The 22839-nt window shown below is 71.3% G+C and carries 17 protein-coding genes and 1 pseudogene; 11 read left to right on the plus strand and 7 right to left on the minus strand.

The window, feature by feature from the left end; all coding sequences use genetic code 11:
- The coding region (locus AB8A24_RS37480; protein WP_369478723.1) for a PucR family transcriptional regulator ligand-binding domain-containing protein at window positions 1-523 on the minus strand (523 nt) is incomplete at its 3' end.
- Window positions 524-639: 116 nt separating this feature from the next.
- Here AB8A24_RS37480 and speB point away from each other — a divergent pair.
- The 5 genes from speB to AB8A24_RS37505 all read left to right on the plus strand — a co-directional run bounded on the left by speB (window position 640) and on the right by AB8A24_RS37505 (window position 6633).
- Window positions 640-1605, plus strand: coding sequence for an agmatinase (gene speB, locus AB8A24_RS37485; protein WP_266391557.1), 966 nt, complete (start codon window positions 640-642; stop codon window positions 1603-1605).
- 5 nt (window positions 1606-1610) lie between these two features.
- Window positions 1611-3293 carry a thiamine pyrophosphate-binding protein gene (locus AB8A24_RS37490; RefSeq protein WP_369478724.1) on the plus strand — a complete coding sequence of 561 codons (1683 nt, stop codon included), beginning with the start codon at window positions 1611-1613 and terminating at the stop codon, window positions 3291-3293.
- 64 nt (window positions 3294-3357) lie between these two features.
- Window positions 3358-3810 carry a hypothetical protein gene (locus AB8A24_RS37495; protein ID WP_369478725.1) on the plus strand — a complete coding sequence of 151 codons (453 nt, stop codon included), beginning with the start codon at window positions 3358-3360 and terminating at the stop codon, window positions 3808-3810.
- Between the two features lie 8 nt (window positions 3811-3818).
- Complete coding sequence (locus AB8A24_RS37500; protein ID WP_369478726.1) at window positions 3819-5969, plus strand: hypothetical protein; 2151 nt, start codon at window positions 3819-3821, stop codon at window positions 5967-5969.
- Complete coding sequence (locus AB8A24_RS37505; protein ID WP_369478727.1) at window positions 5941-6633, plus strand: hypothetical protein; 693 nt, start codon at window positions 5941-5943, stop codon at window positions 6631-6633. The genes AB8A24_RS37500 and AB8A24_RS37505 overlap by 29 nt, the downstream gene beginning before the upstream one ends.
- Window positions 6634-6693: 60 nt before the next feature.
- Here AB8A24_RS37505 and AB8A24_RS37510 read toward each other — a convergent pair whose 3' ends face one another.
- Entirely contained in the window at window positions 6694-6924 is a 231-nt protein-coding gene (locus tag AB8A24_RS37510; protein WP_369478728.1) for a hypothetical protein, read from the minus strand.
- A gap of 246 nt (window positions 6925-7170) precedes the next feature.
- Here AB8A24_RS37510 and AB8A24_RS37515 point away from each other — a divergent pair, with 246 nt between their 5' ends.
- Complete coding sequence (locus AB8A24_RS37515) at window positions 7171-11031, plus strand: ABC transporter ATP-binding protein (protein WP_369478729.1); 3861 nt, start codon at window positions 7171-7173, stop codon at window positions 11029-11031.
- A gap of 27 nt (window positions 11032-11058) precedes the next feature.
- On the opposite strand, the gene AB8A24_RS37520 is transcribed toward AB8A24_RS37515, so the two are convergent.
- Window positions 11059-11613, minus strand: a complete 555-nt coding sequence (locus AB8A24_RS37520; RefSeq protein WP_328963307.1) for an EF-hand domain-containing protein — start codon at window positions 11611-11613, stop codon at window positions 11059-11061.
- A gap of 241 nt (window positions 11614-11854) precedes the next feature.
- Between AB8A24_RS37520 and AB8A24_RS37525 the strand changes: the two genes are divergently transcribed.
- Together AB8A24_RS37525 and AB8A24_RS37530 are read left to right on the plus strand one after the other, a co-directional pair.
- A complete protein-coding gene (locus tag AB8A24_RS37525) occupies window positions 11855-12256 on the plus strand; it encodes a hypothetical protein (protein WP_328963308.1) in 402 nt (133 codons plus the stop codon).
- A gap of 84 nt (window positions 12257-12340) precedes the next feature.
- On the plus strand, window positions 12341-13774 hold the full coding sequence (locus AB8A24_RS37530; RefSeq protein ID WP_328963309.1) for an aminopeptidase: 1434 nt from the start codon (window positions 12341-12343) through the stop codon (window positions 13772-13774).
- Between the two features lie 67 nt (window positions 13775-13841).
- Here AB8A24_RS37530 and AB8A24_RS37535 read toward each other — a convergent pair whose 3' ends face one another.
- Window positions 13842-15599 (minus strand): glycoside hydrolase family 3 N-terminal domain-containing protein, encoded by a 1758-nt coding sequence (locus AB8A24_RS37535; protein WP_328965972.1) that lies wholly within the window; start codon window positions 15597-15599, stop codon window positions 13842-13844.
- A 149-nt stretch (window positions 15600-15748) separates the two neighbouring features.
- Window positions 15749-16657 carry a LysR family transcriptional regulator gene (locus tag AB8A24_RS37540; RefSeq protein WP_266391516.1) on the minus strand — a complete coding sequence of 303 codons (909 nt, stop codon included), beginning with the start codon at window positions 16655-16657 and terminating at the stop codon, window positions 15749-15751.
- 100 nt (window positions 16658-16757) lie between these two features.
- Here AB8A24_RS37540 and AB8A24_RS37545 point away from each other — a divergent pair, with 100 nt between their 5' ends.
- Complete coding sequence (locus AB8A24_RS37545) at window positions 16758-17738, plus strand: EamA family transporter (protein ID WP_328963310.1); 981 nt, start codon at window positions 16758-16760, stop codon at window positions 17736-17738.
- Here AB8A24_RS37545 and AB8A24_RS37550 read toward each other — a convergent pair.
- Together AB8A24_RS37550 and AB8A24_RS37555 are read right to left on the minus strand one after the other, a co-directional pair.
- Window positions 17644-18135 (minus strand): annotated as a pseudogene (locus AB8A24_RS37550) (GNAT family N-acetyltransferase); the annotation flags it as partial. The gene AB8A24_RS37545 and the pseudogene AB8A24_RS37550 sit on opposite strands and share 95 nt — an antisense overlap.
- A 78-nt stretch (window positions 18136-18213) precedes the next feature.
- Window positions 18214-18741 (minus strand): DUF937 domain-containing protein, encoded by a 528-nt coding sequence (locus AB8A24_RS37555; protein WP_369478730.1) that lies wholly within the window; start codon window positions 18739-18741, stop codon window positions 18214-18216.
- Window positions 18742-19006: 265 nt separating this feature from the next.
- On the opposite strand from AB8A24_RS37555, the gene AB8A24_RS37560 reads away from it, so the two are divergent.
- Both AB8A24_RS37560 and AB8A24_RS37565 read left to right on the plus strand, forming a co-directional pair.
- Window positions 19007-21265, plus strand: coding sequence for an ATP-dependent RecD-like DNA helicase (locus AB8A24_RS37560; RefSeq protein ID WP_328963312.1), 2259 nt, complete (start codon window positions 19007-19009; stop codon window positions 21263-21265).
- Between the two features lie 182 nt (window positions 21266-21447).
- Window positions 21448-22737, plus strand: coding sequence for a citrate synthase (locus AB8A24_RS37565; protein WP_030716028.1), 1290 nt, complete (start codon window positions 21448-21450; stop codon window positions 22735-22737).
- Window positions 22738-22839: the final 102 nt, after the last annotated feature.

Genomic DNA, 22839 nt, shown 5'->3' on the forward strand with positions numbered 1-22839 from the left:
GGTCCAGGTCGTGGAGCGCGGCCCGCGCCCGCGCCGCGCCGCAGCCCAGCGCCGCGTACACGAGATCGGGGACCCGGCGCAGCTCCCGGGTCCGGGCCTCCGCCGTCAGCCGCCCCACCGCGCGGGCGACCGCCGAGAAGGGGGTCCGCGGCGGGACCTCCAGCAGCGGCAGCCCGTGCCGGGCGCAGGCCTCGGCCAGCGCGGCCGGGACCTCCTCGTGCACCGGGGCCACGCCGAAACCGAGCGCGGCCGCCCCCGCCCCGGCGAGCCGGGCCACGTACCCGTCGGGGTCTTCGGCGGGACCCGCCCCGGCGGTCAGCAGCAGCTCGCCGCCGAGCAGGTACGGGGAGGGGTCGGGCATCTCGGAGGCGTGCACCCCGTGCACCCCGGCCGTGGCCGGCCCGGCGAGGTGGCGCAGGCCGAGCTCCCGGTCGCCGAGCAGCGCGGCGAGGAGCACCGGCGGGGTGAGCGGCTCCCCGGCGGGGCCGTTGCCGTCCTCAGGATCACGGGGAGCGGCAGTCATGGATACTCCGTACATTTCAGCTCTGCCAGATGGATGAAACGTACACTCCCCACCCTCGGGTGGCCCGCTTACGCTCGAAGTACCGCACACGTCAGGCCAGAGAAAGAGGCACAGCCATGAGCACGCAGCCGCGCGGCCCCGTCGACTCCTCCCGCATCCCGCGCTACGCGGGCCCGGCGACCTTCGCCCGTCTGCCCCGCCTCGACGAGGTCGGCGGCAAGGCCGACGTCGCCGTCGTCGGCGTGCCCTTCGACTCCGGCGTGTCCTACCGTCCGGGCGCCCGCTTCGGCGGCAACGCCATCCGCGAGGCCTCGCGCCTGCTGCGCCCGTACAACCCGGCCCAGGACGCCTCCCCGTTCGCGCTCGCCCAGGTCGCCGACGCCGGTGACATCGCGGCGAACCCCTTCAACATCAACGAGGCCGTCGAGACGATCGAGGCCGCCGCCGACGAGCTGATCGGCAACGGCTCCCGCCTGATGACCCTGGGTGGCGACCACACCATCGCCCTCCCGCTGCTGCGCTCGGTCGCGAAGAAGCACGGCCCGGTCGCGCTGCTCCACTTCGACGCGCACCTGGACACCTGGGACACCTACTTCGGCGCCGAGTACACCCACGGCACCCCGTTCCGCCGCGCCGTCGAGGAGGGCATCCTCGACACCGAGGCGCTCTCGCACGTCGGTACGCGCGGCCCGCTGTACGGCAAGCAGGACCTGGACGACGACGCCAAGATGGGCTTCGGCATCGTCACCTCGGCCGACGTCTACCGCCGTGGCGCCGACGAGGTGGCCGACCAGCTGCGCCAGCGCATCGGCGACCGCCCGCTGTACATCTCCATCGACATCGACGTGCTCGACCCGGCGCACGCGCCCGGCACCGGCACCCCGGAGGCGGGTGGCATGACCTCCCGCGAGCTGCTGGAGATCATCCGCGGTCTGTCCTCCTGCAACCTCGTTTCCGCCGATGTCGTCGAGGTCGCCCCGGCGTACGATCACGCCGAGATCACCTCGGTCGCGGCCTCGCACACCGCGTACGAGCTGACGACGATCATGTCGCGACAGATCGCGCAGGCGAAGGGCAAGTAAGCGAAGTGACGCACGACCACGACCTGGTACTCCGGCCCACCGAAGCCCAGAAGGCCGCCGCGCTCGCGCCGCCGCCCGGGCGGACGGGCGGGGACCTGGTCGTGGAAACGCTCCGCGGCCTCGGCGCGACCACCGTCTTCGGTCTGCCGGGGCAGCACGCCCTCGCCCTCTTCGACGCGGTCGGCCGCTCCGACCTGCGCCTCGTGGGGCTGCGTACGGAGAACAACGCGGGTTTCGCGGCCGACGCGTACGGCCGGATCACGGGCGAGGCGGTGCCGCTGCTGCTGTCCACCGGCCCGGGCGCGCTGATGGCGCTGCCCGCCCTGGCGGAGGCGGCGGCCGCCTCGGCCCCGGTCCTCGCGATCTCCTCCCAGGTCCCGGTGGCGGGCCTGGGCGGCGGGCGGCGCGGGCACCTGCACGAGCTGCGGGACCAGTCGGCGTCGTTCCGGGACGTGGTGAAGTCCGTCCACACGGTCCGGGCGCCCTCCCAGATCCCCTCCGTGATCGCCGAGGCCTGGGAGTCGGCGCTGAGCGCCCCGCACGGCCCGGTGTTCGTGGAGATCCCGGAGGACGTGCTGCGGGCCGAGACGATCGTCCCGCAGGTCACCGGCGTGGACGCGACCCCGCACGAGCTCGCGCCGCGGCCCGAGCTCACGGCGCTCGCCGCCCACTGGCTGGAGAACGCCACCCGCCCGGTGATCATCGCGGGTGGTGGGGTCGTCCGCTCGGACGCGGCGGGCAAGCTGAAGCAGCTCGCCGAGCGGCTGAACGCGCCCGTCGTCACCACCTTCGGCGGCAAGGGCGCCTTCCCCTGGACCCACCCGCTCTCCCTCCAGTCCTGGCTGGAGGACCGCCACATGACCGACTTCCTGGAGGACGCGGACGTCCTGCTGGTGGTCGGCTCGGGCCTCGGTGAGCTCTCCTCGAACTACCACACCTTCTTCCCGACGGGCCGGGTCGTCCAGATCGACGCGGACCTCGGCAAGCTGGAGTCGAACCACGCCGGCCTCGGCATCCACGCGGACGCCCGCCTGGCGCTGCAGGCCCTGCTGGAGACGGTGGCCGAGCGCCCGGACCCGTCCGCCCCGGAGCGTGTCCGCCTGGTCCTCGCGGACATCGCGGCGCGCCTCGCCACCCAGGACCTGGCCCTCGAACAGGAACTCCTCGGCTCGATCCGGGCGGCCCTCCCGGCCCGCTCCCCGTCCTTCTGGGACATGACGATCCTGTCCTACTGGGCCTGGTCCGCCTTCGACCCGAAGCACCCCAACACCATGCACTCGGCCCAGGGCGCGGGCGGCCTCGGCTACGCCTTCCCGGCGGCCCTCGGCGCGTGCGTCGCCGAACCGGACACCCCGGTGCTCGCGGTGTCCGGCGACGGCGGCGCGATGTACTCCGTCGCGGACCTGGCCACGGCGAAGCAGCACGACCTCGACGTCACCTGGCTGATCGTGGACGACGGCGGCTACGGCATCCTGCGCGAGTACATGACCGATTCTTTCGGGACAACCACCGCCACGGAACTCACTCGCCCCGACTTCGTGGCCCTGGCGCAGTCCTTCGGCGTTCCGGCGGCCCTGACCTCCCCGGATACCCTCCGTACGGACCTCGCCGAGGCCCTGAGGACTCCGGGCCCCTCAGTCCTGATCATTCCGGCCACCCTGCGCATGTTCGCACCGACACACGTCTAGGGGTTGTCCGCGGGCTGGTTAGGGTGGCCCTGATCAAGCCACGGGTGGAGCGCGAGGGGGAGCAGTGTCGTTCGAGGAAGAATGGGGCCGGCACAAGCAGACGGCCGCCGGATCCGCCGACCCGTCGCCGCAGATGCGGTTGAACCAGCTCCCCGCCGACCAGGGCGGCTCCCCGGCGCCCGGCGCCGGTGCCGGGTACGGGGTGCTGGCCATCACCCCGCCCGAGAAGAAGAAGGCGGCCAACACCATCGAGAACGTCCTGCAGCCCGGCACCACGAAGGCGGCGGACGCAGCCGACGAGCCCACCAAGAACGCGGTCAAGGCCTTCAGCGGCTGGGCGACGGCGGCAGGCCTGTCGAAGGCGCACACGCACTGGGACGACCAGGTGAAGCGCCTGATGGGGCGCCTGAACTCGGAGAAGACGGGACTGCGCGGGGCTTCGAACCTCCTCTCCGGAACCGATCAGCTGACGGGCAGCGGCTTCCAGCCCGTGCAGTCCAAAGTCACCGGAGTCTAGGGAGAGCCGTGCCGAACTACACCGAAGTCATGCAGACGGACCTCTCCGCGCTCACCACCGCCGCCGACGGCTGGAAGGCCATGGCGACGCAGTTCAAGACGATGGAGGACGTCTACAAGGACGAGGTGCAGAGCGTCTCCTCGGGCAACGGCTGGCTGGGCTCCAGCCAGCAGGCCGCCGCCACCCAGTCCTCCATGACGCGCCAGGAGTTCGCCGCGGCTCAGAAGGAGGCGCTGGCCATGGAGTCCCTGCTCCGTGACGCGCACGCCCGGCTGACCGACCTCAAGGGCCGAGTGGTGTCGGCCGTGGCGGACGCCAAGACGGCCGGCATGAAGGTGTCGGACGCCGGCATCGCGAGCTACGACTTCAGCAAGGCCGACCCGGCCTCCGTGAACGCGATCCGCCACGACCCCGACCTCCCGGAGATCGAGCGGTCCTGGACGAGCAAGATCTCGGACACGGTCAAGGCGGTCTCGGAGTTCGACGAGGACGTCAAGGTCGCCCTGTTGAACGCGTCGGGCGCGGACGGCACGGCGATGTTCGGCTTCAACTCGAAGCCCGTCAACGACGTCGAGGCCGTGGAGGCGCTGGCCCTCACCCAGAAGATTCGTGACGGCAAGGCCTCGCCGGAGGAACTGCGGCACTACAACGACGTCCTCAAACAGAACTCCGGGGACGCGCACTTCGGCGAGGCGTACCTGAACTCGCTGGGCGCGAAGGACACCCTGCTGCTGGCGGACCAGATGAACCTGGCGGCCAACGACCGCGGTGCGTCGGCGGCCGACAAGAAGCTCTACGAGTCGATCAACTCCGGCCTCGCGGGCACCATCGCCTCGGGCACCAAGGACCCGAACAGCTACGCCTACAAGCCGTTCGTCGACGGCCTCAAGGAGCAGGGCGCGGAGCTCGTCGCCAAGGGCGCGAGGCCGACGTACGGGTACCAGGCCCTCGTGACCCTCATGGGGAACGGCAACGGCTACGGCAAGCAGTTCCTCAACGACATCGGCAACGGCATCATCGAGGCCGAGAAGTCGAAGCCGTACATGTACAACCACGCCTACGACGCGGCCCGCCCGAACCTGGTCTTCGACCCCTTGGACGGCCTGCTGGGCATCATGGCCAAGGACCCGGGTTCAGCCGAGTACTTCCTCGACCCCGCCGCACACGGGAACAAGAACGACCACCTCGACTACCTGCTGACCGATCGGGAGTGGCAGGACGAGTGGCTCTCCGGTGGATACGGCAACATGAAGATGGAGAACCCGGACAAGGCGGGCGGCCTGGGCGCCGCGATCCAGGCCGCGGCCACCGGTCACGTGGACGGCGAGAGCCTGGGCGCGCCCGGCCCGCACACCGAGGGCCAGGCGCGGGTGATGCACAACGCCATCCGCCTCCTCGACGACGAGATGGGCGGGGACGAGTTCCCGGAGCACCTGGAGAACCTCCAACAGCCGATGGCGAAGGCACTGGTCGACTACGTGGCCGACACCCACGTCATCTTCAACGGTCAGCAGTCCGACTACGGTGGTGCGGCAGGCAGGGATGCCATCTTCGGATCGGGCGACGAAGCGCACATCGCAGTGGGCCAGGGCAGCCTGGTGCGTGTGGTCCGAGGCATCGCAGACGACGGACCTGCCTTCGCCCTGCTGGTCGAGGCGGAACGGGCGTACGCGGCGGACCAACTGGCGACGGTCCCCGAGTACTCGGGCGACTCCAAGCACGGAGCCAGCTCGTACTGGGACCACCGGAGCAAGGAGATCGGCACGGCGGCGGGCGCCCTCAACGGCATCGGTGCCGACGTCTACAAGGACAAGGAAGACGACCAGGTCCAGTGGGCGGAGGGAGCGGCCGAGCACTCAGCGGCCGGCCTGAACGGACTGATCGGCGAAATCCCGGTCGTGGGCACGGTCGGAGGCTCGTTGATCGACTCGGCCAAGTACGAGTGGGTCGAGGGGGTCAAGAGCGAGGCGGAGGAACAGGGCAAGAAGGATTCCAGCAAGAACTATGGGCAGGGCGTCGACGCGACCAACAAGCTCTTCGACGAGTGGGGCAAGCAGAGAGGCATCACAGGAGATGGTCCGTTCGCGTCGGCGAAGGACAATGCTGGTGGCGGGTACGAGGATGGACGGAATGCTGCTCGTACGCATCTCAGGTCGTAGTGGGGCCGACAGGGCCGTCAAGCGATCGATTGCCGCCCTCGTGTGCGTGGTGGCGGTTTCATCGTGTTCCGGGCCGAGCCCTGCGCCACGCGCTGATGACCTGTGCAGTGTCGCCGAGTCCTCGGACGAGGCTGCGGCGCTGCGGCAGATCATCGGTTCCGGAGACTACGAAACCCAGGTCGACTCGACCACCGATGGTCTGACGAGTCGGTTGAAGAAGGACTTGCGTGAGCGCAAGACCGACGACTGGACCACTCCTGCCGACATGTGCTCGTACGTCCCCGCGAACCAGTCGAAGCCGCACCGAGTGCGGGTGGAGTTCGGATGGACTCCACCCGCTGGGGCGCAGGGGGCCAGGCCTGCGGTGAAGGACGCCAGCCGGTACGAGGTGAACGGCGCGCTGATCGAGACGGACGACATCGCGTCGCTGCTCCGCATTCGGTGCGATCTGCCGGGAGAACTCGGAGCGCCGTCGAAGCAGGTGTTGCTGTACGGGGACGTTTCCTACTCGATCAACATCCCACGGACGGATATCGACCAGGCGGCCAGGGACCGGCAGACCACCTTCGCCTACTTCATGACCCGCCGCGTCACCGACGCGCTCGGCTGCGAGAACAAGCCGCTGGAGAAGCCCCCCGTGGTGAAGCCGCTCCCCGCCCCCTGACCGGCACCTCGGCCAGGGTCGCCACGATCGCGGGTGCTGAGGGTGACCGGGCTTCAGGCGTCAGTCACCATGCGTGCCGTCCTCGTCCCCGTCCTCGTAGGTGTGGAGGAGGAGGCTGACCACGGCCACGCCCAGCGCCGTACCCAGCCGGGCCCACGGGTTCTCGGTCAGCAGGCCGACGATCTTCGCCGCGAGCAGCGCGATGAGGAACGCGGTGACGTACGGGACGACGGTGCGGACCGTGCGCTGCACGAAGGTGCCGCTGGCCCAGTGTTCGTGATGAGTGGACATGGTCCTCGATCCCTTCGCTGCGCCACCGCGATCGGCGGGCGGCCGACTTCCAGCATCGGCAGCGCGCCCCGTCCCTCACAGATCCGGAAAGTCGTGGCTTGACAGGCTCCGCACCGCCTCCCCGCCCCGGTCGGACGCGGCCCGCGCGCCCCCGCCGTACGACAGTGCGATTGTTGCGGCGGGATGAAATCCGCCGGTCGGAGCGTTGGCGCTTCCGGCAGGACAGGACGAACGGGGAGGCCTCACGTGGCGGCGGCAGAGACAGCGGCTGGGGAGAAACAGGGCTGGGGCAAGCGGCTGGCGGCATACACCTGGCGGTACAGGACCAATGTGCTGCTCGCGCTCGGCTCCTCGCTGGCCGGTATGGCCGTCATGGCGGTCGTGCCGCTGGTCACCAAGGTGATCATCGATGACGTCATCGGGGACCGGACCAAGCCCATGACGCCCTGGGCCGGGGCGCTCATAGTCGCGGCCCTGCTCGTGTACGTGTTCACCTACATACGCAGGTACTACGGCGGGCGCCTCGCCCTCGACGTGCAGCACGACCTGCGCACCGACATGTACGCCACGATCGCCCGCCTCGACGGGCGTCGGCAGGACGAGCTGAACACCGGCCAGGTCGTCGGCCGCGCCACCAGCGACCTGCAGCTGATCCAGGGCCTGCTCTTCATGCTGCCCATGACGATCGGGAACTTCCTGCTCTTCGGGATGTCCCTCGGGATCATGCTCTGGCTCTCGCCGCTGCTGACCCTCGTCGCCCTGCTCATGGCCCCCGCCCTGTGGTTCATCGCCAAGCGCAGCCGCAAGAAGCTCTTCCCCGCCACCTGGTGGGCCCAGGGCCAGGCCGCCGCCGTCGCGACCGTCGTCGACGGGGCCGTGACCGGGGTCCGCGTCGTCAAGGGCTTCGGCCAGGAGGCGCAGGAGACCGGCAAGCTGCGCGAAGCCGGCCGCCGGCTGTTCGCCGGCCGGATACGGACCATCCGGCTCAACTCGCGCTACACCCCCGCCCTCCAGGCCGTCCCCGCGCTCGCCCAGGTCGCCATGCTGGCCCTCGGCGGCTGGCTGGCCACCAACGGCCAGGTCACCCTCGGCACCTTCGTCGCCTTCTCCACCTACCTCGCCCAGCTGGTCGGACCCGTCCGCATGCTCGCCATGGTCCTCACCGTCGGACAGCAGGCCCGGGCCGGCGTGGAGCGCGTGTTCGAGCTCATCGACACCGAGCCCGAGATCCACGAGGGCACCCACGAACTGCCCGCCGACGCGCCCGCCACCGTCGAGTTCGACGACGTCCGCTTCGGCTACGACCCCGAGCGGCCGGTCCTCGACGGGTTCTCGCTCTCCGTGGCGCAGGGCGAGACCGTCGCCGTCGTCGGCTCCTCCGGCAGCGGCAAGTCCACCGTCGCGCTCCTGCTGCCCCGGTTCTACGACGCCGACGGCGGCGCCGTCCGCGTCGGCGGCCACGACGTCCGCGAGCTGACCTACGACTCCCTGCGCGGCGCGATCGGCCTGGTCCCCGAGGACTCCTTCCTCTTCTCCGACACCATCCGCGCCAACATCGCCTACGGGCACCCCGGCGCCACCGAGGAGCAGATCGAGGCCGCAGCCCGTGCCGCCCAGGCCGAAGGGTTCATCCAGGACCTGCCCGCCGGGTACGACACCAAGGTCGGCGAGCAGGGACTCACCCTGTCCGGCGGCCAGCGCCAGCGCATCGCCCTCGCCCGCGCCATCCTCACGGACCCCCGGCTGCTGCTCCTCGACGATGCCACCTCCGCCGTCGACGCCCGCGTCGAGCACGAGATCCACGAGGCCCTGCGCTCCGTCATGGCGGGCCGGACCACCCTGCTGATCGCCCACCGCCGCTCCACGCTCGCGCTGGCCGACCGCATCGCCGTACTCGACCGCGGGCGGCTCGCCGACATCGGGACGCACGAGCAGCTGGAGAGCCGGTCCGCGCTCTACCGCAGGCTGCTCACCGACCCGGACGCGCTCGGCGCCGCCTCGCCGCGGACCCCGGACGCCCGGGTGATGACCGAGTTCGAGCGCGAGCTCGACCGGGACCTCGAACGCGGCATCGAGCTGGAAGCCGAGATCGACTCGGAGCCCGTCAACGCCAAGCGCCGCGTCGCCGGCGGGGTCACCCCCGAGCTCTGGCGCCGCCAGGACGACGCCGCTGCCGACACCACCACCGCTGCCGCCGCCCCCGCCGCCGCGGGTGGCGCGCCCGGGGCCGGGCATTCCATGGCCGGGTCCGTCGCCGGCATGCCCGCCACCCCCGAACTGCTCGCGCAGGTGGCCGCGCTGCCGCCCGCCGACGACCTGCCCGAGGTGGACGAGACCCGCGCCGCGGCCGCCGAGGAGAGCTACGGCCTGCGCCGCCTGCTCCACGGGTTCTGGGCGCCGCTCGCCATCAGCCTCGGACTCGTCGCCGCGGACGCGGGGGCCGGACTGCTGCTGCCGATCCTGATCCGGCACGGCATCGACCAGGGTGTGGAGCAGGCCGTGCTCGGCGCCGTCTGGGTGGCCGCCGGGCTCGCCCTCGCCGTCGTCGTCGCGCAATGGGCCGCGCAGTTCGCCGAGACCCGTATGACGGGCCGTACCGGCGAGCGCGTGCTGTACGCCCTGCGTGTCAAGATCTTCGCCCAGCTCCAGCGCCTCGGCCTCGACTACTACGAGCGCGAGCTGACCGGCAAGATCATGACTCGGATGACCACCGACGTGGACTCACTGAGCTCCTTCCTGCAGACCGGGCTCGTCACCGCCGTGGTCTCCGTCTTCACCTTCTTCGGCATCCTGATCGCGCTGCTCGTCCTGGACGTCGAGCTCGCGCTGATCGTCTTCGCGACCCTGCCCGTCCTGGTCGTCGGCACGATCGTGTTCCGCCGCAGGTCCGTCGCCGCCTACGAGCTCGCCCGCGACCGGGTCAGCCTGGTCAACGCCGACCTCCAGGAGTCCGTCTCGGGTCTGCGCATCGTCCAGGCCTTCCGCCGCGAAGGCTCGGGAGCCAAGCGCTTCGCCGAGCGCAGCCACTCGTACCGCGAGGCCCGGGTCCGCGGCCAGTGGCTGATATCCGTCTACTTCCCCTTCGTGCAGCTGCTGTCCTCGGGGGCCGCCGCCGCCGTGCTGATCGTGGGCGCGGGCCGGGTGGAGGCCGGCACGCTCACCACCGGCGCGCTGGTCGCGTACCTGCTCTACATCGACCTGTTCTTCGCGCCCGTCCAGCAGCTCTCCCAGGTCTTCGACGGCTACCAGCAGGCCACGGTCGCCCTCGGCCGCATCCAGGGGCTGCTGCGCGAGCCCACCACCACCCCGCTGCCCGAGCGGCCGCGCGCGCTGGAATCGCTCGGCGGGGAGATCGCCTTCGAGAACGTCCGCTTCCAGTACGGGACGGCCGAGGAGCGGGGCGAGAAGGGCGAGGCCCTGGCCGGGATCAACCTGCGGATACCCGCCGGGCAGACCGTCGCCTTCGTCGGCGAGACCGGAGCCGGGAAGTCCACGCTGGTCAAGATGGTGGCCCGGTTCTACGATCCGACCTCCGGCCGGGTCACCGCGGACGGTGCGGACATACGGGAGCTGGACCTGACGGCGTACCGCCACCGGCTGGGCGTCGTCCCCCAGGAGGCCTACCTCTTCCCGGGGACCGTCCGTGACGCCATCGCCTACGGGCGCCCCGAGGCGAGCGACGCCGAGGTGGAGGCCCCCGCCCGCGCGGTCGGCGCCCACGACATGATCGCCACCCTCGACGGCGGCTACCTGCACACCGTCGCCGAGCGCGGCCGCAACCTCTCCGCGGGCCAGCGCCAGCTGATCGCACTGGCCCGGGCCGAACTCGTCGACCCGGACGTGCTGCTGCTCGACGAGGCCACCGCCGCCCTCGACCTGGCCACCGAGGCCCAGGTCAACCGGGCCACCGACCGGCTCGCCGGCAAGCGCACCACCCTGGTGGTCGCGCACCGGCTGACCACCGCGGCGCGCGCCGACCGGGTCGTGGTCATGGACCGCGGCCGGGTGATCGAGGACGGCACCCACACCGAACTCCTGGCGCGCGGCGGCCGGTACGCCGAGCTGTGGCGCACCTTCGTCGGCGAGGACGAGCGCGCCGCGGCCTGAACCGCCGGCCTAGGGGGTGCCCCGGGATCAGAACTCGCCGAACAGCAGGTTCCCCGGGGCGTCCTCGTCGGTGCCGGTGTAGTACTCGCGTACCGCGTCGAGCAGTTCGTCGACGCTGAGGCAGCCGTCCCCGTTCGCGTCGATGCGACGGAACAGCGCCTCCGCGTCGGCGGGGCTCAGCCGCGTGTCGAAGGCCTCCTGCGCCCGGTGGAACTCCTGCGGGCTGATGAACCCGTCGCCGTCGGTGTCGGCGATCGTCAGGATCGCCCGCATCATCGGCCGGAACGAGCGGTCGTAGGCGGGCCCGCCCTGCGCGTACAGGCGGGTCATGCCCTGCTTGTACTCCTCCGGCGTGACCTTGCCGTCCCGGTCGATGTCCAGCTCGGTGAACAGGTCCTGCCAGAAATCGGCCAGACCGCCCATCACCAGCTCCGCCTTGGGCGAGCCGGCCGGCTCCGCGAGGGCCGTCAGCAGCCGCGAGCCGAGCGCGATGATGTCGTCGGCGTCGATCACGCCGCTCCGGTCGGCGTCCAGGTGCGTGAAGGCGCGCGCCAGCTTGCGGTCGAGCAGGTCGTTGGTCATCTCAGGGCCTTTCACGGCCGCAGCACGGCTGCGGTGACGGCGAGCGGGGTATGGGTCACCTAGCGTAATCGCCCGCCCGGGTGTGAACTTCCGCTCTCCCGCCGGGAAGTGACGGATGCACCCGTACGAGGGAGGGGGGCCGCCCTCGGTGGGTCGGGCCCTTGCGCGTGGCAACCATCCGAGGGGTTCGGGCGTCGTACGTGCGTGCGTGCTCCGTACGTACGACCGATCGGGGGACAGGGTGTTGCAGGGATGGAGGAGGCGCGGCCGCCGGGTCGCGTCCCTGGGGGTTTTCACGGCGGCGCTGTGGCTGTGCGCGGGCGGGCTGTTCACGCCGCCGGCGGCGCAGGCCGCGACCGAGGGCTGCGGGGGCCGGCTGGCTCGGACGGTGGCGTTCGAGACGGGTGAGGTGCGGGTCTACAAGAGCCGCAACCAGGCCTGCGCGATGACCGTGGCGCGGGTCTCCGGCGAGCGGCGCCGGATGGCGGTGAGCATCCAGCCGCGTGGCGGGGTCCCGGTGCGCGAGGCCGGGCGATTCACCCACCATGCCGGGCCTGTCACTGTGGGCGCGATCAACCGCTGCGTGTATGTAAAGGGGAGCGTGGGGGCCGGATCCGCGGATTCCGGCTGGATCCTGTGCTGACGGACAGGCCCAACTAGGTCTGTTCAGTGGTGCGTTCGCCCGGCTAGGTTCACGGCGACCGAAGTGAACTCCAGGGGAGGGTGAATGCGCAAGACGCTCGGATGGCTGCTGTCGCTCGTGGTGCTCATCGGCACCATGGGTGCGGCCGGCTCCACGGCGCAAGCGGCCACAGCCGCGCAGCCGGCGGCCGCCACGGACATCAAGGACCAGATCCTCGGCATTCCCGGGATGAGCCTGATCGAGGAGAAGCCGTACCCCGGCTACCGCTTCTTCGTGCTGAACTACGAGCAGCCGGTGGACCACCGGCAGCTGTGGAAGGGCACCTTCGAACAGCGCCTGACCCTGTTGCACAAGGACGTCTCACGGCCGTCGGTGTTCTTCACCTCCGGCTACAACGTCAGCACCAGCCCGCGCCGCAGCGAGCCGACGACCATCGTCGACGGCAACCAGGTCTCTCTGGAGTATCGATTCTTCACGCCCTCCCGTCCGGACCCGGCCAACTGGTCGAACCTGGACATCTGGCAGGCCGCCAGTGACCAGCACCGCCTCTTCACCGCGCTGAAGAAGATCTACAAGAAGAACTGGCTGGCCACGGGCGCCAGCAAGGGCGGTATGACGGCGACGTACTACGAGCGCTTCTACCCGCGCGACATGGACGGTGTCGTCGCGTACGTCGCGCCCAACGACGTCGTCAACGACGAGGACTCGGCCTACGACCGGTTCTTCGCCAAGGTCGGCACCAAGGAGTGCCGCGACAAGCTGAACGCGGTCCAGCGCGAGGCGCTCGTGCGCCGTGAGCCGCTGGAGGCCAAGTACGCGGTCGCCGCCGCCGAGAACGGCTGGACCTTCACCACCGTCGGCGACCTCGACAAGGCCTACGAGGCCGTCGTGCTCGACTACGTGTGGGCCTTCTGGCAGTACAGCCTGCTCGCCGACTGCGCTTCGATCCCGGCCGCCGCCACCGCGAGCGACCAGCAGATCTGGGACTCGATCGACGCCATCTCCGGCTTCTCGGCCTACGCCGACCAGGGACTGGAGACGTACACGCCGTACTACTACCAGGCCGGTACGCAGCTCGGTTCCCCGGACATCAAGCTCCCGCACCTGAAGGGCCTGAGCCGCTACGGCTACCAGCCGCCGCGCAACTTCGTGCCCCGCGACATCCCCATGACCTTCCAGCCGGGGGTGATGGCGGACGTGGACAGGTGGGTGCGCGACAACGCCCACCAGATGCTCTTCGTGTACGGGCAGAACGACCCGTGGGGCGCCGAGCCGTTCCGCCTCGGCTACGGGGTCCGCGACAGCTACGTGATGATCGCGCCGGGCGCCAACCACGGGGCGAACGTCGCCAAGCTGATGGACGGTGAGAAGGCCCTCGCCACCGCGAAGATCCTGCAGTGGGCCGGGGTGGCCCCGGCCGCCGCGCTCGCCGACGCGGGCAAGGCGGCGCCGCTGGCGGCGCCGGACGCGCAGCTCGACCAGCGTGACCTGGAGCGCGAGCCGCAACTGCGGCCGTAACCGGGAAACCGGGACGGACCGAACACGCGAGCCATGAGCCGCGGGCCGCGGGCCGGCGCCTGAGCGATCAGCGCGTCAGCCCGTGGCCCAGCGGGTAGCGGCCCGGGACCGGGACGGGGAGGTGGCCGACGGGCCGCAGCGCCCCGGTGAGCACCCGGGCCGCCGCCCGCATCTCCACGTCCGTCCACGAGTACGTCGCCAGCTCCGCCGCGCAGGTCGGCAGCCGGGCCGGGTCGTACGGGTTGCGGACGGCCAGGGTGACGACCGGGACGCCGGTCGCGATCAGGTCCGCCACCAGCGTGCGCTGCGAACTCTCGCCTTCCGGGACGTTGTACGTGCACACCAGAACGGCCGCGTGACCGGCCGCGGCGGCCACGGCGCGGGCCGGTGGCACCGCCGTGGCACGGCAGCCCAGGGCGGTCAGTTCCCGGGCCAGTACGGCCGTAGGGGGGCCGGTGGTACCCGTGGGGGAGACCGGGTCCGTCCCGGTGACCAGCAGGCGTGGCCCGGACGTCGCATCGAACGGCACCAGCCCTCGGGGGTCGGCCAGCAGGGTCGTCGTGGCCGCCGCGATCGCGTCGGCGGCGTCGAGATGGTCCTGCGCGCCCACGACGGCGTCCACCTCCTGGCCCGTGGTGTACGCCTCGTCGAACAGTCCCCGGCGGGCCTTCAGCTCCAGGATCCGCAGCACCGACTCCTCGACGCGCGCCTCCGTCAGCTCGCCCGACTCGACGGCCGCCCGCACGCTGCGCTGCGCGAGCGCCAGGTCCGGTGCGTTCAGCAGCTGATCGCAGCCCGCCAGCAGGGCCAGGACGGGCACGCGGTCGTCCCCGTACTTCTGGCGGACCCCGGCCATGTCCAGGGCGTCGGTGACCACCACCCCCTCGAAGCCTAGGCGTTCGCGCAGCAGACCGGTGACGATCGGCCGGGAGAGGGTCGCCGGATCCCCCGAGGGATCGAGCGCGGGGAAGACGATGTGCGCCGTCATGATGGCGTCCACGCCCGCCTCCACCGCGGCCCGGAAGGGCGGCTCGTCCAACTCCTCCCAGGCGGCCCGGGTGTGCCGCATCACCGGCAGCCCGACATGGCTGTCGGTCTCGGTGTCCCCGTGGCCCGGGAAGTGCTTGGCGGTGGCGGCGACCCCGGCCCCCTGGTAGCCGCGGACCTGGGCGGCGACCAGCTGCGCCACGGCCTGCGGGTCGGAGCCGAAGGACCGTACGCCGATCACCGGATTGGCCGGATTGACGTTCACGTCGGCCACCGGCGCGTAGTCCTGCCGGATGCCCATGGCGGCCAACTCGGAGCCCGCGAGGTGCGCGGCCCGCCGGGCGTGGGCGGTGGAGCCGGCCGCGCCGAGCGCCATCGCCCCCGGGAGCAGGGTCGCGGGCTTGCCGATCCGGGCGACGGCGCCGTGCTCCTGGTCGGTGGAGAGCAGGAGGGGGATCCGGGCGCCGGCGGTCAGGGCGGTCTGCTGGAGACCGACCGAGAGCGCGGCGATCTGCCGTGGGTCGCGGGTGTTGTGGGCCCAGGCGAAGTAGACGACCCCGCCGAGGTGGTAGCGGGAGACCAGTTCGGCGGCGGTGCGCACGCCGAAGGCGGCCAGGTTCTGCTCGGCGTCCGCCGGATCGGGATCGGTCGCCGAATGCCCGTAGGCCCGGGAGACGAAGAGCTGCCCGATCTTCTCGTCGAGGCTCATCCGGTCCATGAGGGCGCGCAGCTGCGCCCGGCCGGGGCGGCGGCTCGGGGGCCGCGCGTCGTCGGGGGCGTGGTGGGGGCGGGGGCCCACCGCGGCGGAAGCCGCCCCGGCGGCCGTGACGGCGACCATGGCGGCCGCGGCGAGCAGGTTCCGGCGCGAGGCGTGGTACGGCACGCGCCGGACCCTACTGCCGGGGTACGCCCGGGGGGTGACGGACACTCGGAAGGTCCCCCGGAAGGGGCCACGCGCCGGGCCCGGCACGATCCGGATGGGACGGCCTAGCCCTCCTGGCGATCCGCCCAGTGCTCCTGAAGGCTCCGTACGGCCTCGGTGATCGCGGGGCGCCGAGCCGCCCCGGTCCGCCACAAGGCGTACAACCGGCGTACGGGGCCCGGCTCCAGCGGTACGGTCACGGCTCCCGGCGGCAGCGCGCCGGTGCCCAGCCGGGGTACGACGGCCACCCCGAGCCCGGCCGCGACCAGCGCGACGATGGTGTGGTTCTCCTCCGCGACGTGCGCGATGTCGGGCTCGAAGCCGGCGGTGCGCAGGGTCCGTACCAGCCAGTCGTGGCAGACCCGGCCGGGCGGCTGGCAGACCCAGCGCTCGCCGCCGAGGTCGGAGCGCCGGATGACCCGGCGCGTGGTGAAGGGGTGCCCGGCCGGCACCACCAGGTCGCAGAGGTCGTCCCCGATCACCGCCTGCTCGATCCCCTCGGGTGCGGGCAGCGGGGCGATGTCCCAGTCGTGGGCCACCGCCAGATCGGTGACTCCCCGGGCCACCAGTTCCACGGAGAGGTGCGGGTCCACCTCGGTGAGCCGGACGTCCAGGGCCGGATGCCGGCGGGCCAGATCGGCCAGCACCTGCGGCAGCAGCCCGCGCGCCGCCGAGGCGAACGCGGCCACCGTCAGCAGCCCGCTGGGCTGCCCGCGCCGCTCCTCCAAGGTGGTCTCGGTGCGCTCCACGATCGCCAGCAACTCCTGCGCCGCGTCGGCGAGATGGCGGGCCTCCTCGGTGAGCGCGACCCCGCGCCCACGCCGCTCCAGCAGGGTGGTGCGGGTCTCCCGTTCCAGCTTGGAGATCTGCTGGGAGACCGCCGAGGGGGTGTAGCCGAGGGCGGCCGCCGCACCGGCGACCGAGCCGTGGACGGAGACGGCGTGCAGGGCGCGGAGCCGGGCGAGATCGAGCATGCCTCCATCGTGGCACCACAAATATCCGTAAGCAACGCTTCATCCATCGCTGAAGACATCCGAGCTGGTGCTACATGGTCAGACGGTCGATGCTCGAAGCATGCGTCCCGTACACACCGCCCTCGCCGTGCTCGTCGCGGCAGTCTGGGGCTTCAACTTCGTGGTCATCGAGATCGGCCTCGACCACTTCCCGCCCCTGCTGCTGTCCGCCCTGCGCTTCCTCGTCGCCGCCCTTCCCGCCGTGTTCTTCGTCGGTCGGCCCAAGGTCGCCTGGAAGTGGATCGTCGGCGTCGGGTTCGCCCTCGGCGTGGCCAAGTTCGGCCTGCTCTTCACCGGGATGGACGCCGGTATGCCCGCCGGGCTGTCCTCGCTCGTGCTGCAGATTCAGTCCGTCTTCACCGCCGTCCTCGCGGCCGTCCTGCTGCGCGAGCGGCCGGGCCGGGTGCGGGTGCTCGGGATGGCCGTCGCGCTCGCCGGGATCGCGGTCGCCGCGGTGGACGGCGGGACCTCCGGGCCGGTGCTCGGCTTCACGCTGGTCGTGGCCGCCGCCGCCTGCTGGGGCGTGTCCAACGTGCTGACCCGCAAGGCCGCCCCGCCCGACGCCCTGAACTTCATGGTGTGGGTGTGCACGGTTCCGATCCTGCCGCTGCTCGCGCTCTCGCTGCTGCTGGAGGGCCCGGAGCGGGACCTGGCCGCGCTGCGGGCCCTGGACTGGTCCGGGGCGGCCGTCATCGGCTACGTCGCCTGGGTGTCCACCGTCTTCGGCTTCGCCGCCTGGAGCTACCTGCTGCGCCGCTACCCGGCCTCCGCGGTGGCCCCGTTCTCGCTGCTGGTCCCGGTCTTCGGGATGTCCTCGGCGGCCCTGGTCCTCGGGGAGTCCGTCTCGGGGCTGCGCTGGCTGGCGGCCGTACTGCTGGTGGGCGGGGTGGCGTTGGCCTCGCCGGCCCCCGCGCGCGCCGTGAACCGTACGGGGGTCGGTTCGGGCGTCAGCGCGGGGAGCCCTCCTGCAGCGGCAGCCGCCAGTCCTGTCCCGTCAGGCTCACCCCGTACGAGCGGTGCGGCCGCTCCGCGATCAGGGTGAACCCGGCCTTCAGGTAGAGCTCGCGGGCGTCGGTCAGCACGTCGTTGGTCCACAGCACCAGCTCGCGGTAGCCGACCGAGCGGGCGAAGGCCACGACGGTGTCGACCAGCAGGGTGCCGACGCCGCGGCCGCGGCCCTGCGGATCGACCAGGAGCAGCCGCAGCCGGGCGGTGCCGGGTGCGCCCTCCTCCCGTACGCACATCACCGAGCCGACGGGCCGGCCGTCCAGCTCCGCGATCCACACCCGTTCGAGGTAGGGGTCGTGGTCCTGGGCGAAGTCCGCGACGATCCGGGCGACCAGACCCTCGAAGTCGCTGTTCCAGCCGTACTCGGCGGCGTACAGCGCGCCGTGGCGCTGCACGATCCACCCCAGGTCACCCGGTTCCGGGTCGCGGAGCCGCACGCTCTCAGCCATGGGCCAACCTTAGGCGGAGGGTGTGGCGGTGGCGCCCCCGAAGAGGCTCTTTCCCGCCGGCTACTTCTTGCCACCGCCGAGGATCTCGCCGAGCAGGTCCCCGAGGCCGCCGCTCGCTCCGGGGGTCGTTCCTGGGGCCGCTCCGGGGGCGGCGCCCGCCGCCTTGCCGGAGGCGCGCTTGGCGAGGACCGCCAGGACGACCGGGATCAGCATCTCGATGACCCGGCTGATGGTGGCCGCGGGGATGCCGGTCCGCTTCGAGACGGCGGCGGCCACGGGCTTGCTCACCTTGGCCGGCACCCCGGCCATCATTCCGCCGCCGAGCAGGCCGCCGAGGCCACCGAAGGCGGCCACACCCTCCAGCGGCGGCTCGGCCTCGGCCACCTCGGCGACGGCCTGGCGCACCTCCACGCCGTCGGCGTCATCGGCGTCGGCCTTCTCCCGGAGGTCGCCGGTCATCGCGCCGACGGTCTCCGCGACGGTCTCCCGGGCACCGGTGGCGTCCGTGCCGAGCAACCCGGCGATCTCGGTGAGCTTGTCGTCGCCGAGTTCGCCCAGCACCTCGTCCTGGAATGAAGATTCGCTCATGCCTGAAACGCTACTTCTGTGCCGATTCACCGGCACCTTGAGTAGGCGTTCGGTAACGGAAACGTAAAGCTGTGGCTCCGGGTGCAACCGTGCGGGCGTATGGCGGGTCGTATGGTGCGTCGGGACTTCCGGGGAGGGATCTGGGGGGATCGGGAAGTCCGACACGGGAGGGGTAACCGTGAGGGGGTCCGGCCGCGAGGCGGGACCCCCTTTGCGTTGTCCACAGGACCGGCGCGCTGTCGGCGCCGCCCGGTAGTTTCGGGTCATGGCAGCAGCAGAGGGGGCGCCGCGGGCGGTGCAACTGGCGGTGGTCGACGGCGTGCTCGAACGCATCACCTACGCCAACGAGGAGAGCGGGTACACGGTCGCCCGCGTGGACACAGGTCGTGGCGGCGGCGACCTGCTCACGGTGGTCGGGGCGCTGCTGGGCGCACAGCCCGGCGAGTCCCTGCGCATGGAGGGCCGCTGGGGCTCCCACCCGCAGTACGGCAAGCAGTTCACCGTGGAGAACTACCGGACCGTGCTCCCGGCGACCATCCAGGGCATCCGCCGCTACCTCGGCTCCGGCCTGATCAAGGGCATCGGCCCGAAGATCGCCGAGCGGATCGTGGAGCACTTCGGTACCGACACCCTCGACGTCATCGAGGGGGAGCCGAAGCGGCTGATCGAGGTACCCGGGCTCGGCCCCAAGCGGACGAAGCTGATCGGCGCCGCCTGGGAGGAGCAGAAGGCCATCAAGGAGGTCATGGTCTTCCTCCAGGGCGTCGGCGTCTCCACCTCCATCGCCGTGCGCATCTACAAGAAGTACGCCGACGCCTCCATCTCGGTGGTGAAGAACCAGCCCTACCGGCTCGCCGCCGACGTGTGGGGCATCGGCTTCCTCACCGCCGACCGCATCGCCCAGGCCGTCGGCATTCCGCACGACAGCCCCGAGCGGGTCAAGGCCGGCCTCCAGTACGCCCTGTCCCAGTCCACCGACCAGGGGCACTGTTTCCTCCCCGAGGACCGGCTGATCGCCGACGGGGTCAAGCTGCTCCAGGTGGACACCGGGCTGGTGATCGACTGCCTGGCCGAGCTCGCCGCCGATCCGGAAGGGGTCGTACGGGAGTCCGTACCGGATCCGCAGGGCGGGCCGGACCCGCTGACGGCCGTGTACCTGGTGCCCTTCCACCGGGCCGAGCTGTCCCTGGTGGGGCAGGTACGCAGGCTGCTGCACGCCGAGGACGACCGGATGCCGGGCTTCCAGGACGTGGACTGGGAGAAGGCCCTGGGCTGGCTCGCCGGGCGGACGGGGGCCACGCTCGCCCCCGAGCAGCGGGACGCGGTCAAGCTGGCGCTGACCCGCCGGGTCGCCGTCCTCACGGGCGGGCCGGGCTGCGGCAAGTCCTTCACCGTGCGTTCCATCGTCGAGCTGGCCCGGGCGAAGAAGGCCAAGGTGGTGCTGGCCGCCCCCACCGGCCGGGCGGCGAAGCGGCTGGCCGAGCTCACCGGGGCCGAGGCCTCCACGGTGCACCGGCTGTTGGAGCTCAAACCGGGCGGGGACGCGGCGTACGACCGGGAGCGGCCGCTGGACGCGGACCTGGTCGTGGTGGACGAGGCCTCGATGCTGGACCTGCTGCTGGCCAACAAGCTGGTCAAGGCGGTGGCGCCGGGGGCGCACCTGCTGCTGGTCGGCGATGTGGACCAGCTGCCCTCGGTCGGCGCCGGGGAGGTGCTGCGGGACCTGCTGGCCGAGGACGGCCCGGTGCCCGCGGTGCGGCTGACCCGGATCTTCCGGCAGGCCCAGCAGTCCGGCGTGGTCACCAACGCCCACCGGATCAACACCGGATTGCCGCCGATCACCGACGGGTTGCCGGACTTCTTCCTCTTCCCGGAGGAGGACACCGAGGCGGCCGGGGTGCTGGCCGTGGACGTGGCGGCCCGAAGGATTCCGGCCAGATTCGGGCTCGACCCGCGGCGGGACGTCCAGGTGCTCGCCCCCATGCACCGCGGCCCGGCCGGCGCCGGGAACCTCAACGGACTGCTCCAGCAGGCGATGACCCCGGCCCGGCCCGACCTGCCGGAGAAGAGGTTCGGCGGCCGGGTCTTCCGGGTGGGCGACAAGGTGACCCAGATCCGGAACAACTACGAGAAGGGCGCCAACGGTGTCTTCAACGGCACGGTCGGTGTGGTCACCGGCCTGGACGTGGACGAACAGCGCCTGACGGTACGGACGGAGGAGGATGAGGAGATCGTGTACGAATTCGGCGAGCTAGACGAGCTGGCCCACGCGTACGCCGTCACCATTCACCGTTCACAGGGGAGTGAATATCCGGCGGTGGTGATCCCCGTCACCACCGGGGCCTGGATGATGCTCCAGCGCAACTTGCTCTACACGGCGGTGACCAGGGCGAAGAAACTGGTCGTCCTCGTCGGGTCCCGCAAGGCCCTCGGCCAGGCGGTGCGTACCGTTTCCGCAGGCAGGAGGTACACGGCGGTCGCTGCCAGGCTGTCCGGCCGGATACCGGTGGGAAACATCACCTAGATGATCGATCATTTGGGGTTCCGGCAACCGGCGCGGGGGGGCAGGATGAGCAGGTTGGCGGCACTCAGTGCCGTCAAAAGCACCAAAGGCCGACCCCGAGTGCACTCTCCTGCGCCAAATGGGGGAAGGTAGAGGCAGTCAGGGCACCTCGAAGAAGAGGCACTACGTCGGTGAGGGATGACGTGAGCGACAACTCTGTAGTACTCCGGTACGCGGACGGTGAATACACCTACCCGGTGGTCGAAAGCACCGTCGGTGACCAGGGCTTCGACATCTCGAAGCTGCGGGCCCAGACCGGGCTCGTCACCTTGGACAGTGGCTACGGCAACACCGCGGCCTACAAGTCCGCGATCACCTACCTCGACGGTGAGCAGGGCATCCTGCGCTACCGCGGTTACCCGATCGAGCAGCTCGCCGAGCGCTCGACCTTCATCGAGGTCGCGTACCTGCTGATCAACGGCGAGCTGCCGACCGTCGACCAGCTCGCGTCGTTCCGCAACGACATCACCCAGCACACGCTGCTGCACGAGGACGTGAAGCGCTTCTACGACGGCTTCCCGCGTGACGCGCACCCGATGGCGATGCTGTCCTCCGTGGTCAGCGCGCTGTCGACGTTCTACCAGGACAGCCACAACCCGTTCGACGAGACGCAGCGCAACCTCTCGACGATCCGGCTGCTGGCCAAGCTCCCGACGATCGCGGCCTACGCGTACAAGAAGTCGGTCGGCCACCCGGTGGTCTACCCGCGCAACGACCTCGGCTACGTCGAGAACTTCCTGCGCATGACCTTCTCCGTGCCGGCCCAGGAGTACGACCTGGACCCGGTCGTGGTCTCCGCGCTCGACAAGCTGCTGATCCTGCACGCGGACCACGAGCAGAACTGCTCCACCTCCACCGTGCGCCTGGTCGGCTCCTCGCAGGCGAACATGTTCGCCTCGATCTCCGCCGGCATCTCGGCCCTGTGGGGTCCGCTGCACGGTGGCGCCAACCAGTCCGTCCTCGAGATGCTGGAAGGCATCAAGAACGACGGCGGCGACGTCGACGCCTTCATCCGCAAGGTGAAGAACAAGGAGGACGGCGTCCGCCTCATGGGCTTCGGACACCGTGTCTACAAGAGCTTCGACCCCCGGGCGAAGATCATCAAGGCGGCGGCCCACGACGTCCTCTCGGCGCTCGGCAAGAGCGACGAGCTGCTCGACATCGCGCTCAAGCTGGAAGAGCACGCGCTGGCCGACGACTACTTCGTCGAGCGCAACCTCTACCCGAACGTGGACTTCTACACCGGTCTGATCTACCGGGCGATGGGCTTCCCCACCGAGATGTTCACCGTGCTCTTCGCGCTCGGCCGCCTTCCCGGCTGGATCGCCCAGTGGCACGAGATGATCAAGGAGCCGGGTTCCCGCATCGGTCGCCCGCGCCAGATCTACACGGGCGAGGTCCTGCGCGACTTCGTTCCCGTGGAAGCCCGCTGACCCGAGGCTTTCCTCCGCGCGGCGTGCGGCCGCGCGGGGCGCACCACAGGTAACCCTGCGCATGCGAGAAGCGCCCCGCCGTCGATCCCCCCACGGGTCGAC

Origin of the sequence: Streptomyces sp. BF23-19, from assembly GCF_041106355.1 — a bacterium.
Classification (GTDB): domain Bacteria; phylum Actinomycetota; class Actinomycetes; order Streptomycetales; family Streptomycetaceae; genus Streptomyces; species Streptomyces virginiae_A.

What these genes read in the sequence shown, in the direction of transcription:
- speB (WP_266391557.1), top strand. Translation starts at nt 640, where the DNA reads ATGAGCACGCAGCCGCGCGGCCCCGTCGACTCCTCCCGCATCCCGCGC.
- AB8A24_RS37505 (WP_369478727.1), top strand. Translation starts at nt 5,941, where the DNA reads ATGCTGCTCGTACGCATCTCAGGTCGTAGTGGGGCCGACAGGGCCGTC.
- AB8A24_RS37510 (WP_369478728.1), bottom strand. Translation starts at nt 6,924, where the DNA reads ATGTCCACTCATCACGAACACTGGGCCAGCGGCACCTTCGTGCAGCGC.
- AB8A24_RS37520 (WP_328963307.1), bottom strand. Translation starts at nt 11,613, where the DNA reads ATGACCAACGACCTGCTCGACCGCAAGCTGGCGCGCGCCTTCACGCAC.
- AB8A24_RS37530 (WP_328963309.1), top strand. Translation starts at nt 12,341, where the DNA reads ATGCGCAAGACGCTCGGATGGCTGCTGTCGCTCGTGGTGCTCATCGGC.
- AB8A24_RS37535 (WP_328965972.1), bottom strand. Translation starts at nt 15,599, where the DNA reads ATGGTCGCCGTCACGGCCGCCGGGGCGGCTTCCGCCGCGGTGGGCCCC.
- AB8A24_RS37540 (WP_266391516.1), bottom strand. Translation starts at nt 16,657, where the DNA reads ATGCTCGATCTCGCCCGGCTCCGCGCCCTGCACGCCGTCTCCGTCCAC.
- AB8A24_RS37545 (WP_328963310.1), top strand. Translation starts at nt 16,758, where the DNA reads ATGCGTCCCGTACACACCGCCCTCGCCGTGCTCGTCGCGGCAGTCTGG.
- AB8A24_RS37555 (WP_369478730.1), bottom strand. Translation starts at nt 18,741, where the DNA reads ATGAGCGAATCTTCATTCCAGGACGAGGTGCTGGGCGAACTCGGCGAC.
- AB8A24_RS37560 (WP_328963312.1), top strand. Translation starts at nt 19,007, where the DNA reads ATGGCAGCAGCAGAGGGGGCGCCGCGGGCGGTGCAACTGGCGGTGGTC.